Annotated in this window: 10 protein-coding genes, 1 rRNA gene and 1 riboswitch; of the genes, 9 read left to right on the top strand and 2 right to left on the bottom strand. The window is 47.2% G+C overall.

Annotation, left to right across the window (positions count from 1 at the left end):
• Positions 1-13: 13 nt before the first annotated feature.
• Together BLV50_RS24015 and BLV50_RS24020 are read right to left on the bottom strand one after the other, a co-directional pair.
• Positions 14-1,525 (bottom strand): spore germination protein, encoded by a 1,512-nt coding sequence (locus BLV50_RS24015; RefSeq protein WP_063568174.1) that lies wholly within the window; start codon positions 1,523-1,525, stop codon positions 14-16.
• A gap of 254 nt (positions 1,526-1,779) precedes the next feature.
• A complete protein-coding gene (locus BLV50_RS24020; protein WP_090810377.1) occupies positions 1,780-2,424 on the bottom strand; it encodes a DedA family protein in 645 nt (214 codons plus the stop codon).
• Between the two features lie 245 nt (positions 2,425-2,669).
• Between BLV50_RS24020 and BLV50_RS24025 the strand changes: the two genes are divergently transcribed.
• The 9 genes from BLV50_RS24025 to BLV50_RS24065 form a co-directional block, all read left to right on the top strand.
• The gene (locus tag BLV50_RS24025; protein WP_063568176.1) at positions 2,670-3,938 is read left to right on the top strand and encodes a polysaccharide deacetylase family protein; all 1,269 of its coding nucleotides are present in this window, start codon (positions 2,670-2,672) and stop codon (positions 3,936-3,938) included.
• Positions 3,939-4,056: 118 nt separating this feature from the next.
• Entirely contained in the window at positions 4,057-5,031 is a 975-nt protein-coding gene (locus BLV50_RS24030; RefSeq protein ID WP_256338035.1) for an AAA family ATPase, read from the top strand.
• Entirely contained in the window at positions 5,028-6,395 is a 1,368-nt protein-coding gene (locus BLV50_RS24035) for a DUF58 domain-containing protein (RefSeq protein WP_090810379.1), read from the top strand. The genes BLV50_RS24030 and BLV50_RS24035 overlap by 4 nt, the downstream gene beginning before the upstream one ends.
• Positions 6,382-8,745 carry a transglutaminase TgpA family protein gene (locus BLV50_RS24040; protein ID WP_090810381.1) on the top strand — a complete coding sequence of 788 codons (2,364 nt, stop codon included), beginning with the start codon at positions 6,382-6,384 and terminating at the stop codon, positions 8,743-8,745. The genes BLV50_RS24035 and BLV50_RS24040 overlap by 14 nt, the downstream gene beginning before the upstream one ends.
• A gap of 313 nt (positions 8,746-9,058) precedes the next feature.
• A complete protein-coding gene (guaA, locus tag BLV50_RS24045; protein WP_063568414.1) occupies positions 9,059-10,597 on the top strand; it encodes a glutamine-hydrolyzing GMP synthase in 1,539 nt (512 codons plus the stop codon).
• Between the two features lie 179 nt (positions 10,598-10,776).
• Positions 10,777-11,817, top strand: a complete 1,041-nt coding sequence (locus BLV50_RS24050) for a leucine-rich repeat domain-containing protein (protein WP_090810383.1) — start codon at positions 10,777-10,779, stop codon at positions 11,815-11,817.
• Positions 11,818-11,931: 114 nt separating this feature from the next.
• A complete protein-coding gene (locus BLV50_RS24055; protein ID WP_218135425.1) occupies positions 11,932-12,165 on the top strand; it encodes a hypothetical protein in 234 nt (77 codons plus the stop codon).
• A 345-nt stretch (positions 12,166-12,510) separates the two neighbouring features.
• A riboswitch (purine riboswitch) is annotated at positions 12,511-12,610 on the top strand.
• A gap of 179 nt (positions 12,611-12,789) precedes the next feature.
• Entirely contained in the window at positions 12,790-14,166 is a 1,377-nt protein-coding gene (locus BLV50_RS24060; RefSeq protein ID WP_063568417.1) for an NCS2 family permease, read from the top strand.
• Positions 14,167-15,267: 1,101 nt separating this feature from the next.
• Positions 15,268-15,346, top strand: a 16S ribosomal RNA gene (locus tag BLV50_RS24065); the annotation flags it as partial.

The raw sequence follows: 15,346 nt of genomic DNA on the forward strand, positions 1-15,346 counted from the left end.
TTCTCCTTACCGATTATCGCTTCGTTTTTTTGTTAGCTTGTCTGGTTTCGTTCGCAGTTCCGGTAGAGAGCGGACGGGTTTTCATCCGGGTCCAAGGCACGCGGAATATGGTATCTTTGAGATCCTTCCCGATGTAAGGTGCGAACGGGGACATATAAGACACACCAAAAGATCTTAGACTGCATAGATGGGTTACTGTAATCAGTAGAACCATCAGAATTCCGTAGAAACCAAAGGCAGCAGCCAGAATCATCAGGACAAATCGCAGAATCCGCACAGAAATGGAGAGTCCATTTTCCGGAATAACATAACTGGATATCGCTGTAATGGATACGATAATAACCATGGCAGCCGATACAACGCCAGCATCTACTGCGGCCTGACCAATAACAAGGGTACCTACGATGGAAACGGCTTGACCGACGGTCTTTGGAATACGGATGCCGGCTTCCCGCAAAATTTCATAGGTCAGCTCCATCAATATGGCTTCGATGAATGCCGGAAATGGAACACCTTCTCGCTGAGCTGCCAGACTAATAAGCAGGTTGGTGGGCAGCATCTCCTGATGAAAGGTAGTAATGGCAATATAGAAGGATGGAGCGAGCAGCGCAATAAAGAACGCTAGATAACGAATCATTCGAATCAATGAGCTAATATCGGCCCGTTGGTAATAATCTTCGGGGGACTGAAAGAAATGAACAAACAGAGCGGGAACAAGCAGTACGAAAGGAGTACCGTCTACAATGATCGCGACCCGACCTTCAAGCAGTGCGGCGCATACGGTGTCTGGTCGCTCACTGTTATAGACCGTAGGGAAGATCGTACCTGTTTTGTCCTGCACGAGCTCCTCGATATATCCACTTTCCAGAATAGCGTCAATATCAATTTCATCAAGCCTTCGCCGCAGTTCTTTTATAACCTCTTGATCGACGATATGCTCCAGATATACCACGGCTACCCTGGTGTTGGTGACTCGGCCAAGCTCCCTTTCTTCAATCCAGAGATGGGGGTCACGAATTCTTTTGCGGATCAAGCCTGTATTCGTTCGCAAATTTTCATTAAAGCCCTCCATGGGACCGCGAACAACCGTTTGGGAGATGGGTTCGCCGACGGCACGGTCTTCCCAGCCCGCTGCTGCGATTTTCAGGCCTTGATTCGATCCTTCAAGCAGCACAACGGCAAAGCCTGCCAAGAGAGCATCAAGGACGTCTTTCATCTCCTCGATTAATATTACGTTGCTGGCCACCAAGACATCATTCTGGAGATAGATCAGATGCTCATTTTCCGCTGAGAAGTCAGGCAGCTCACGGGTTTGTAACAAGGATTCCAGGATGGAATGATTCACAATCTGCACGTCTACCATCCCATCGATGTACAACATGACAGAAGGCCATTTGTGCAAACACTGCAGAGGACGAATCATCAAGTCTTTGCTATTCCCCATCACCTTCTTACAATAATCCGTATTTTCCGTAAGATTCGGAGATATTCTCTGATCCTGGCTGCTCTGCGCTGTTGTACTCATTCCTTCACCCCTTATACACCCTATATTTGCAAATTAGTATGACCTGGATGAATCAGGATTATCACAAAAGTGTTATTGAATATCCCACAAAATAAAAAAAGAACATGAAAAAAAGGAGCCGCGATATGCAGCTCCTTATTAATAACAGAAGGGTTAACCTGGTGTTCCCACATCTAATAGGCACAAAAACCTCTGCGCTAAATGTGTCTGAATTCAACCACTGATATCATCGATAGATATGTGAATGGTACCGTTTATTTTTGTCTTTGCCGAATAGCGGCAGGCTTGCGCAACGATCGGGTAGCCAACGCTTTTCGATAACGGTACAGAACGGCTGCAATCAGCAACAGTCCGATCCCCGCCACGATGTAAGGTGCATATTGATGAGCAAGCTGGAATACCGCGTTCCATTGGGGGCCAAATATTTTACCAATGCCCAGGAACAGCATTACCCACAACAGTGCGCCTGAATAGGCATAGAGAGCGAATTTGCGAAAGGGAACAGCGGCTATACCCGCAAAATATCCGGTGAAATGTCTCACTCCCGGAATGAAATAACCGATGAAGATCAGGGCATTGCCGTACTTGGCAAACCACTTTTGCGTTTTATCCAGCTTGTCCTGTTTCATTAGAAACCATTTTCCATATCGTGTAATGAACGGCAGACCTGCTTTGGCCCCAATAAAATAAGTGATCGTCATGCCAATCGTCGTTCCCAGAAAAGCAAGGATGGCAAGTATTCCGAAGTCCAGATGACCCTTGTAGGACAGAAACCCTGCATAAGCCATAGTCGTTTCTCCCGGGAAGGGAAGGGCGATGAATTCCAGCAATAAACCAAAAAACAAAACGCTGTATCCGTAGGATCCAAACAGATGCTGGACCTTCTCAAGCAATTCCAATAGACTTCACTCTCCTGCAGACAGGGTGGGAGGAGATACGTACTCTCCAAGGAGTTTTGTTCACGATCCTACCTGTCCATTATGCTACCTAATCCGAAGCGAAGAATCAATCACGAGCCATCCCAAATTGTGAAAAATTATAAAATAAAATCGCGTCTTTTTTCAGCGCGTCCTCCATATAATTCTAACAAATCTGCTGAAGTCTATCAGCAAATTCACTAGAGACGTTGGAGGTTGATTCGAACATGGTAACACCAATACATACAATTTTATCTGGAAAATGGTCTGTGCTTATAATTCGCATTGTGGTACTGCTGTGTGTATTCGCTGCATCGGCAGGCACAACTTACGCTTCCTCTGTATCGGGGTCTGATGCATCCGCCTCCAAAGAAGATAATCCTCAAGAAAAGGTAGTCTATTTGAGTTTTGACGATGGACCGGGTAACCATACCCGTGAAGTATTGGATATTTTGCGCAAGGAGCAGGTTTTGGCTACATTTTTTGTGCTTGGTGAGCAAGCAGAACGTTATCCTGAGATGATCCGTGCGGTTGTGGAAGATGGACATGCTTTGGGCAATCATACGTTTAATCATAATTATGAACAGCTGTACAGTGATTTCAAAGTGTTCTGGAAGCAGATCAAACAGACTGAGGCGATAGTAGAGCGAATTACAGGATTTCGGCCGAATCTGGTCCGGGCACCGGGCGGTACCTATGGACATTTCGACAAGAGTTATTTTGATTTGCTGAAATTGGGCGGATACACCGTTATGGACTGGAACGTAGACAGTGGTGATTCCAAACGAAAGGGTGTTCCGGCCAAAGAGATCTTACGCAATGCGACCAAGGTGCCTGCCGGGGCACGTTCGGTCATTGTATTGATGCATGATGGAGGCGCTCATGCTGAGACGGTAAAAGCACTACCTGGCATTATCAAGTATTACCAGGATCAAGGTTTTCGTTTTGACACGATGAAGGCCACGGATCAGCCTGTTCAATTCCGCATCGATTCCAATGGTAAATACAAGTCTCGCAAAGCTCCGGGTAAGGAATGGGTTGCAGAAAATGTACAGGAGAACAGCAACCTGTGGTTGGCTGGCAAGGAATTGAAGGTGGAAATTGGCTTGGCAGCAGCCACGTTGAAGCAAGGAGAATTTCGCGTGGAAGATCAGCGGATCATGGTGCCTTTGCGGACCTTTATGAAAAAGTTCGGTGGCAGCGCTCGCTGGAATGCAGAGACCCGGACAGCTACAGCCATATGGAAAGACCGTACCATCCATGCAGACAGTATCAGCGGAGACTTGACAACGAAACGTGCAGACCAGATGAATGACAGGACGACAGAGGGAGTCGTGCAGAGCCAGGGAGGAACGATTTGGGTTCCGCTACGGGAATTGATGGAGCATATGGGAGTAACCGTTGATTCACTAAAGGCGAATGAAAAGGAATGGATGGTTAAAGCCAGCGTTCCTCTGGCAGCAGCTAACAGTATGTATTTGGATAAATTGATCTGAATAAAGTCGTTCGTACAGGACTATTCTCTCTACTTCCGGGCAACACTGAATCATAGATTAGTATGGTTCAGGAATGCCGATGGATGGAAGGAGATTAGAAGAAATGTCTTATATCCGAATGGAACATGAACATGCCGTAGAATTGCTGAATAGAGTTATGAAGCGAGTTGAAAGTGTGATCATTGGCAAAAAACAAGAGATTCGTTATGTGTTAACTGCAATGCTTAGTGGAGGTCATGTACTTCTGGAAGATGTACCGGGTACAGGTAAAACGATGCTGGTTCGCGCCGTCGCTTCTGCGCTGGATTGCTCCATGGGACGAATTCAGTTCACGTCGGACGTGATGCCGGCAGATGTGACGGGCACGTCGATGTATCATCCGCATACGGGAGAATTCAAGTTTCGACCAGGACCCGTCATGTCCAATATTGTTCTGGCTGATGAAATCAATCGCGCTTCCCCTCGTACTCAGTCGGCACTTCTGGAAGCGATGGAGGAACGACGCATTACGGTGGATGGCACAACCTATGCTTTGCCGCGCCCATTCTTTTTGCTGGCGACGCAGAATCCGTTGCAGTTTGAGGGCACCTATCGTCTGCCCGAAGCGCAGTTGGATCGTTTTCTCATGAAGATTGGACTGGGGTACCCTGATCCGGAGCAGGAAGTCGAACTGTTAACCCGGATGCAAAGCAGAGAATTGCTTGATGAGCTTCGCCCTGTCATGCTTGCTGAAGAAGTTGTAGCCATGCAGCGTGAAGTAAAACATGTACATGTGGATCCTGTTGTCAAACAGTATCTGGTTGCTGTTGCCGTTGCCTCAAGAAGTCACCCAGCGGTAAGACTGGGAATCAGCCCTCGTGGAACATTGGCCTGGATGGCTGCTGCACAATCGTTTGCTTACCTCCAAGGACGCAGTTATGTCATTCCCGATGATGTGAAAGAGATGGCTGTACCGGTCCTTTCCCATCGCGTTCAATTAAAAGCCCAGAACAGAGCCGAAATCTGGGCACAGGCGCAATTGATTCAGGAAGCTCTGTCATCGGTTCCTGTACCTGTACAGATGGCGGCACAGGGAAGGGGACGGCGTCAATGACTGCGCTGGGTCAACGAATGTTGGGTGCTGTCCTGGTCGTGGCTTTTGCCTCTTTATATGTATGGCATGGCGGGAAAGCCGCGCTATTTCTGTCCATTATAGCGGCCTTGATGCTCGCAAGCGCACTGATTATCCATTTTTTCGGTCCGCGCAATATTAACATTCGGCGGCAAATGCATGCGAATCGGGTTGTGGCAGGCGAAAGAACGCGGGTGGCAGTGGAACTGAAATTCGACTGCCCGATTCCACTGTTATGGATCATTCTGTGTGAGAATACACCTGCCGGTGTACATCGTAAATTACTATTTCCGGGAACCCGTCGCCAGTTTACGTATCAATATGAATTATCGGGTTTGCGCAGAGGTGTGTACAGATGGGAATCAGGCAGATTGTACTGGGGTGATGTTTTCGGATGGAATACGGTCTCCGCAGAGACTGTGAATCATACCTCGCTAATTGTTGTTCCCCAAGCTACGGAATGGGGTGAGAGTAATCCTGGAGAATACTCGGCCGTGGGGGAAGATGCCCTGTCTGAGCGAAGAAGCAGTCAGGGGAATCGCAGTCCTGAGTTCCGGGAATATCAGCAAGGAGACCCACTGGGGCGTGTTCATTGGAAAAGCACAGCCAAAACGGGTCGACTTCAGACTTTTTTGCCTGAAACCTCCGATTCTGTCTCGCTGGGTATACTGGTGTATGAAGGTGCATCGGGTTATGAAATGCGGCAGTCAGAGAAGAGGGATATGCCTGCTTTTGAACGTGCGGTCCGTGCAGCTGCTCGTTGGGTTCATACCGCTGAACGGGACAACATTCCTTATCAAGTGTGGACGGAAGGCGGTGGGTCAGGATCTGCTCTTCGGGAGAAATGGAAACAAGAACTACTGCATTCTCCTGAAAACCATGCGTTAGACAAACTGGCGCAGGCACGAATTGCCACGGCTCAAGTTGTACCTCCTTCGCTTCGCACAGAGATGTTGGATAGAATGGCGATCGGGTCACGAATTGTGGTTCTCACCGGCAGAATGGACGAAGCTCTTGTGGAGTGGGTAATGTGTGCAATTGGGTTGGGATACAGGGTAGAGGTTCAGTTAACGGAGTTCATGGCTGGAGAAGATCCATCACCTATATCGCGAGCGGAATCCCTCAGCAACAATATGGCTCAGAAGCGAGGAACTCAAGGTGATGCGACTTCTGATACCACTGTAGTTTCAGAAACAGCACAGTCTATTGCAACAGATCGAACCATTCATGACATTGGCAATGAAAGTCTGGAACAGCTTCGTCAATGTGGGGTACAGATCCATTGGATCACAGACAGCTCTTTACCTTCAATGAGAAAGGCGGAGGTAACGGATGTGGGAGCATAATGGAAACCCTCAAGCGAACTCCACTGTGGCTGACAGAGGGCATACCGCCAGTTTGGGATTAGAGTCTGTGCATTCCATATATAAAGCGGAAACCATGACATCTGGAGTAGATTTGAAGAGTCATGGCCAAAATTCGGAGCCTCTCCTTTACAGAATCGGTCTTTCTGCCATTTTGCTTATATTGTCCATGGAGTGGATTTATCCGGTTACGTCAACAGGTCAGCAGGGCAGTGAACGATTCTTATCCGTGATGGCAGGATTAACGGCGGCCTTGCTGCTCGCGGGGTTGCTTCGTACGGGCTGGATCACGGGAATACTGATTAGACTCTTCATTGCTCTAGCCGCATTATGTTGCATGTATGGAGGTAATGACCTTGCTGGATGGGCAGTTACCTATCCCACCACTCTTGCTGCCGATATGGGTAGTTTCATGAGTACGTGGCGTTTTCACTCGATTAGTGTGGAGACAAGAGGTCTGCTCATGATGTGCGGTTGGAGCATGCTGATGGCTTCCGTGCAGTCCCTTGTACTGCTGCGACGAAGTGTGATGCTGTTTGGCAGTGCAACATTGGTCTATTTGATGCTGCTTGAATCCTTTGCCGGGCTGGATGTATATGCTTCGGTGATACGTTCTGTGCTGTGGATTCTACTCATCCAGGCCATGTTACAGTTGCTTCGCCTTAATGGCGGGGTCACCACACCGATCTTTAAGCAGAGTCCTTATGGCCGTTGGTGCACGGTAACGCTTGCGGTGTCTGCAGGTATGGTACTTTTCTCAGCGATCCCTGGTCAACTTGCTTCCATTCCTCCACCGGAACGTATATCCCTTGAGCAGATGGGTGAACGGCTGGCCCGCTGGGCAGGCTATACACAGCACGGAAGTATTCCTGCCACAACCGCCGTCACAGGATATAGTACAGCGGATGCACCAATGGGCGCACCTTTGGTGCAGGGAGACACGATCTTTTTTACGGCGAAAAGTCCGGAAGCTACGTATTGGCGGGGCGAGACCCGTTCATATTATAACGGAAGCACCTGGAGTGATCCTGTGCAGAGCTTTGAGACGGCAAGTCCATCTGGATTGGTGCGTACCGATGGTTGGGAGTATCCAGCCTATTGGCAACGTATTCGTCAAACGGTAACGATGAAGCGAGAATGGAGAGGACCCAATCCCCTCTTTACAGGTGGAATGCCAATCAATCTTTCGTTCCAGGATAAGAACAGGGATAATCAGAAGAATAAACGTTTATTACTATCAAATGAAGATTCCGCCACGTTATGGCTGGCGGCTACCTATGACAATCAATCTGTCAAAAGTTATACGGCAGACATCATGATTCCCGTGGCAACACCTGAACAACTACGCCTTCTGGGAAAGAAGTCCAATATGAAAGATCCGGCGGCAATTCGCAGAACGTATTTGCAGCTACCAACTACGCTTCCCGGACGTGTGCAGGCTCTTGCGAAGGAAATCATTCAGGGAAGTGAGAGTCGTTATGATGCCGTGCAAGCCGTAAAGTCGTATCTTGCGGACCACGCCGAATATACACTGGATACCCGTATGCCACCACGCGGAACCGATTTTGTGGACGATTTCCTATTCGTTACGCGACAGGGATATTGCAATCATTTCTCGACAGCTATGATTGTGCTGCTGCGTGCAGAGGGTATTCCAGCACGTTGGGTTAAGGGATTCGGGCCCGGGGAGGCCGATGCGGACGTCTCCGGGCAATACATTGTGACCCAAGGAGATGCACACTCCTGGGTAGAAGTGTATTTTCCAGGTGCGGGCTGGATGCCGTTTGAGGCTACGCCGGGCTTCACCATGACGCAGGGTGAAGGCCAAGATGCCGCTGCGCTCAGCGGGCAGCAGCCCGTTGCCGTAACCCCGCCGCAGACGGACGGCGGGGTAGCTCACGCGGGCGCATGGCTGCTCGCCCGCGCACGGGCCATTGCCGCGCACCCATGGCTCGCGGCAGCCCTTGCGGCAGCGGCGCTGCTGTGCGCCGCAGGGGCCATCCGCATGCGGCGGCTTCGCCCTGCGCTGCGGCTAAGGCTGCTGCTGGCGTGGCCGCGCAGCAGCTTTCCGGACCGCGAGCGGCTGCTCAGCGCCGCCGCTCCGGTCTGGACCGCGCTCGCGCGCCGCTACGGCCCGCGGCCGCCGGGAATGACGCTGCGTGAATATGCAGCGTCACCCGCCGTGGCCGCGGGCACGGACGGCGCGGACATCGCGCGGTTCGCAGCCGACTGGGAACGGCTGCTGTACGGGCCGGACCGTCCGCTGCGTGCGGACAGTCTGGAGTTCCTGCGCCGGGCACTTCAACTGGCCCGGCGCATGCAGGCGCTGTAACACGAAGTACAGCGCAGCACTAAACATAGGACGCCTTTCTCGCCCCATAAAGCGAATGAGGCGTCTTTCCGCGATCATACACCGTGAGCTTATGCGGAAGATCTCTTTTATGATAAATAGTGCGTCAACCCTTTTCTTATATTTCCGATAGGAAATATATAGAATGGAGGCGAGAATATTCGACTAAATATTGTAATCTCAGGCGTTGAATATGCCATGTTTTGAGATGTCGAAAAAAGGAGTTTCGCCTTTCCTTGACGGTATGTTTTGTCGTTGCGTATAATTAGTTTCATTAATTGAGGGAGGCTCGGTAATGAATAAGCAAAATGAAATAGTGGTTGTCCTTGACTTTGGGGGCCAATACAACCAGTTAATCGCCAGAAGAATCCGGGATCTGGGCGTATACAGCGAGCTTTTGCCGTATAACACACCGGCGGAGAAAATCGCAGAATTATCACCAAAAGGAATCGTATTCTCGGGCGGACCATCTAGCGTTTATGCAGAAAATGCACCACACGTAGATCCGGCCGTTTATGATCTGGGAGTGCCAATCTTCGGAATTTGTTACGGCATGCAGCTTATGGCGCAACAGCTTGATGGTAAAGTGGAGCGTTCCGAGAAGCGTGAGTACGGTAAAGCGGATATCGAGTTTGCACCAGGTTCTGCTCTTGCACAAGGTATCGAAGGTGAACATACGGTATGGATGAGTCATGGTGACCACGTGGTTGCTCTTCCTGCTGGATTCAAACTGGATGCAGGCACGGAAAGTGCGCCAATCGCAGCGATGAGCAACGATGAGCGCAAATTGTATGCTGTTCAGTTCCATCCAGAAGTACGTCACTCTGTTCGCGGTAATGAAATGATCAAAAACTTCCTGTACGAAATCTGTGGTTGCGAAGGCAACTGGAGCATGGAGACGTTTATCGAAGATACGATTAAGGATATCCGTGAAAAAGTGGGCGATGGTAAAGTATTGTGCGCACTTAGCGGCGGTGTAGATTCTTCCGTTGTTGCTGCATTGCTTCACAAAGCCATCGGTGACCAACTGACATGTATGTTTATCGACCATGGTCTGCTGCGTAAAGGCGAAGCGGAGAGCGTAATGGAGACGTTCGTCGGCAAATTCGACATGAAAGTTGTCAAAATCGATGCACAAGAGCGTTTCCTGTCCAAACTGGCAGGCGTGGATGATCCGGAACAAAAACGTAAAATTATCGGTAACGAGTTTATTTACGTATTTGACGAAGAATCCAAGCAGTTTGATGATTTTGCATTCCTGGCGCAAGGTACACTGTACACGGATATCGTGGAAAGTGGCACAGCGACAGCTCAAACTATCAAATCCCACCACAATGTGGGCGGATTGCCTGAGGACATGAACTTCAAGCTGATCGAACCACTGAGTGCCTTGTTCAAAGACGAAGTGCGTAAAGTCGGCGAAGAGTGCGGTTTGCCAGAAGCAATTGTATGGCGTCAGCCATTCCCAGGTCCGGGTCTTGCTATCCGTGTACTGGGCGAAGTAACGGAGGACAAGCTCAAAATCGTTCGTGATTCGGACTACATCCTGCGCGAGGAGATTGCCAAAGCCGGTCTTGACCGCGAAATTTGGCAATACTTTACGGCCCTGCCTAACATGAAGAGTGTTGGGGTTATGGGTGATGCGCGTACGTATTCCTATACTGTAGGTATCCGTGCTGTAACATCCATCGATGGTATGACAGCTGACTGGGCACGTATCCCTTGGGACGTATTGGAGAAAATCTCCGTGCGGATTGTTAACGAAGTGGATAACGTAAACCGTATCGTGTATGACGTAACTTCCAAACCGCCAGCAACGATTGAGTGGGAATAGAAGTTATCTATACAGATTTAATAACAAGGGATCGGAGTTTCCGTCAAAGGAGCTTCGGTCTCTTTTTTCTTTTCATTTTGTGTTTGCGCCAGACGTTATTTATACTTTGGTTTAGATAATCAATGGACCAACCAATAGATATTACGAAGAAGAAACTCTGTAAGGAGGAATAATAGCGGATGAAGGAAAGAATCGAACTCAACCCGGGATGGACTCGTGAGGAGGTTGTCGCATTTACGGCTCATCCTGAGCTAAAGATTGTTCAATACAGCGAGCACAATATCCCGGATGTGAACCTGATGCAGATATTGAATGAGGAGCTGTTTGCCAACAGACCCGATGTTACTTTTCGCATATATGGCTTTCATTCGCAATCTGGCGACTTGTCTGGTCTAAGATATATGAACCATGTAGAAAAGCTTGTGATTGATTGTAATAGACGCGTTCATGGGATTGAGGGCTTAGGTGAAATGCTAAGGTTAAAAGAATTTGCTTTTGACGTATTTGAAGCGGAATCTCTTGATGTATTAACACTTGTACCTAACACTTTAGAGCAGCTCCGCATCGGCAAAACTAAAACAAAGAAGACCAATTTGTCCGTACTTAACCGCTTTACCGAACTTAAAACGCTGAGTGTGAATGGTCATACAACTAACATCGAAACGATCGGAACATTGTCTTCACTTCGGTCCCTCTATGTTTCGGGAATGCCATTAAAGGAATTGGGATACTTAAAAGATTTAACGGGTTTGCGCGAACTTCATCTCAGTTTTGGTGGAGCAGAGAATCTGGATAGCCTTGCGGGCATGGATTCCTTGCAATTGTTGAAGCTCCAAAGGGTGAAAGGATTATCTGACCTATCCGTATTGCCTGAATTGAAGGGATTGCGCTTATTAGGGATAGAGGACCAGCCGCATCTAACGAGTCTGCCGTCTCTTGAAAATCTGACTGAATTACAGCGTGTTTTCCTGAACAATGTGAATGTGGAGAATATTGACTGGGCAAAGACTTCCAAAAGTCTGAAAGAGCTCGCTCTTCTGCAAATGAAGCATATTAATGCCGAAGATATCGAATCCCTGATTTATCATAAATCCTTGGAAAGAATGATCGTTCATTTGAAAAGTGCCAAACAGCAAAAAGTGGCGAAGCAGGCGATAATGGCAGCAGGCATGTGGGATGAGAGCGGATGGTGGTATAACGATGAATCTCTGAATATTTAATTTCTTTTTTAAGTTCGTTTCATATTATTTTCATGTCGGGCTTGTACACTAAGTACAGAATAAGGTTATATGGCAACTGAAAGGAGAATTGAATGTATGCGTAAAACCGACAATATGAGCAAATGGAAGATGGGCATTGGAAGTGCGTTTCTGATGGTGATGCTGGCAGGATGCGGCTCGGGTATGCAGGACTTGGCTCTTGGTGCGGGAGATTCTTCATTTGTGAACTTAGAGGCAGCAGATTCATCTTCCGATCAAGCACAGAATCAGGAATTGTCTGAGGGATCGACCGATAATACAGGTCAGGAACAACAGCAGGCACAGGACGTGCTTCATACAGAGAATTAGAATATATGGCATAGGATCTATCATGTAAAAAAATGAACTAGTAACCGTAGCAGCCTGCTCTCTCTATACCTAAGCTTTTTTGAATATCTAAATACATGATCCTCATCACATAACCATCCTCTCGGTAACGGTAACCTATGAAGCTACCGCAATCAAAGTGTGCCTGCCACCTTTGATTGCGGTAGCTTTTTGATTTGTGAAACCTCAGTTTAATTTGGGTGGTAAACCGCTGAACTGGTTCATTTTGTTAAATAATACGAACGATTTATATGATAAGTGATAATAATATTCGTTTTTCTCATTGACAAACTAGAGGTAACCCTCCTAAAATAGTGATTGGAAACACACAAATAGCGCATACTACTTCGTATAATCCCGGGGATTGGCCTGGGAGTCTCTACGAGATCACCCTAATGATCTGGCTACGAAGAGGAGAAGGCTGAGCACATGAATTCTACATGATTGCGTCGGGCATGACATCACGCACATTAGAATTTTTTTTGTTCTCCCTAATTGGCACCGTGCCACTCCTCATCAGTTAAAACCCTGGGTGATGCATTCATCTCAGGGGTATTTGTCGTTTTTCAAAAGGCTTCAACATCTCTAAGGGGGAATTATTGAATTATGGATCGTTTCTTTAAATTAAAAGAAAACGGAACGAACGTTAGAACGGAGATTGTTGCGGGTCTTACTACCTTTATGACAATGGCGTACATTCTTTTCGTAAACACGTTGTTCTTGGGATCAGCCGGAGCCGGTATGTCGGACAATGCAGTATTTTTTGCAACAGCCGTGGGTGCTGGTCTGATGACCATCATTATGGGATTGTTCGTTAACATTCCGATCGCCCTTGCACCAGGTATGGGTTTGAACGCTTACTTCATGACCGTGGTTCTGAGTTCCAACGGTGCGATTTCCTGGCAGGCAGCTCTCGGAGCCGTATTTATCTCTGGTATCGTGTTTATTATTTTGACAGTAACCAAAATTCGTCAAATGCTGCTCGTTGCAGTTCCAGACTCATTAAAAATGGCAATCACCGTTGGTATTGGTCTCTTTATTACCATTGTAGGTTTCAAACTGGCTAATCTGGTCGCTGTAACAGTCAATGTTGCACCTGATGCAGATCTGAGCCAACCGATTCCGGGCAGCAGTTTTAATCTGTCTTTGGGTAATTTCATCACTCATCATGATGCGTTACTGGCACTGATTGGACTACTCATTATTGCTGTACTGATGGTTATGCGCGTCAAAGGTGCATTGCTAATCGGTATCATTGCTACAACGTTGATTGGTATCCCCATGGGCGTTACGAATCTCAGCGGATTGTCTGGTGCAAGCTGGTTGCCTAACTTCAGTGATTTGGCGGTTGGACAACTGGACTTGAAAGGTGCAATCAGCCTTGGATTGTTTGAAATCATCTTCATCTTCACCTTTGTAGAGCTGTTTGACACATTTGGAACAATGGTGGGTACAGCAACACGAATGGGGATTATGAAGGACAAGAAGAAAGGCGAGAAAACAATTGGTAAAGCAATGCTCGTGGATGCAGTGGGTGTAAGTGCAGGGGCTGCACTGGGTACAAGTACAATTACCGCATTCGTTGAAAGTGCCTCAGGCGTCGAAGCTGGTGGACGTACAGGTCTGACCTCTGTAACGACAGGTATCCTATTCATCCTGGCTTTGTTTATTGCTCCACTTGCATTGGTTGTTCCGTCCGCTGCAACAGCTCCGGCGTTGATCATCGTGGGTGTCTTGATGATGAATCAGGTTCGTAGCATTGAGTGGGATGACTTCCTGCAAGCTTTCCCGGCGTTTCTTACCATCGTATTGATGCCTTTCACTGGAGGAATTGCAAACGGGATTTCTGCAGGGATTGTATCTTATGTAATCCTGGCCGTATTCGGTAACCTGGTTACGGATCGCAAAGTGAAGATACACTGGCTTATGTGGATATTGGCTATCATTGTTATATGTCGGTATGTATTTATAGGTGGGGAATAAAGGTTTGACTGAATGGATTGGGTCAGATACTTATGATGTATTTATTATTGTACAAATGAAAAGAAGCGGAAGCCTTGGTACATTAACGGGGCTTTCGCTTTTTTGTTTCTTCTATATATGTAGCATGAACTTTGACTTTCTTCTTTCTTCTATATATAAAGGAGGAACATACATGAGTTATGATTTGATGATTTTTTATCCAGCCAAGAGCTCCATTTGATAAAGCGTCGTTTATGAAGATGGTATAGTGAGCATACAAAGTAGTCGAAAGTGGTCGGAGGAGCATTCCTATTCGGGCATTTCTTTCTATGAATGTGGACGATGATGTGTTTGAAGCGATGGAAGGAGCGGGAGCAGATAATCGATTAACAGAATACTCGCTTGGAAAAGAAGTGATTTATGCTGCATTCGCATGGTCTGTTGCGTAAGATGCCTGTAAATTGATGCGTGAGTTGACTAAGAAGCATAACGTTGGTTTTCTTTGATGTAAGCGGATCGGATGGTGAGATCATCAGGACCTAATGTGTACACTAAAATAGCAAACTTGAAAAACAGCACGACGAGAATTAAATAGCAGCTTGATATAGCCAGTTTGAAAGACACTCTACTATATATAATAGAAACTAGTGTAGTATGATGAAACTGCAGTTCTCCGAGATTAGAAAGATAATTGCTGATGAGGGATGAGTATCGTATAAGGTATAAATAGGAGTAGAGAGGAAGAAGAGAACCCCTCACAGATAAATTGAAAATAAAGCTTGCATTCGAAATCTGTACATGGTATATTCTAATTCCGGCCAAGAAAACACGAGAAACACGGTGCGGCAAGCGAATGAAATAAGCTTCGAAAGAAACTTAAAAAAAGAGCTTGCAAAGTTGGTTCGGATGTGATAAGATATAAAAGTTGCTGAGGTGAACAACACGCGGCAATGAAACAAGTTTGATCTTTGAAAACTGAACAACGAGTGAGTAACGATCTTGCTTGCAAGATCGACGCTGAGAAATCGGTACACGTCTTCGGACTGTATGATTTCAAAGTAAAATAAATGAGATTTTTAATCTCGTCAGTTTCAAAATGAGCTTATCGCTCTTTTCAATACTTTATTGGAGAGTTTGATCCTGGCTCAGGACGAACGCTGGCGGCATGCCTAATACATGCAAGTCGAGCGGACTTGAAGAG

Source organism: Paenibacillus sp. 276b, assembly GCF_900107875.1.
Taxonomy (GTDB): Bacteria; Bacillota; Bacilli; order Paenibacillales; family Paenibacillaceae; genus Paenibacillus; species Paenibacillus marchantiae.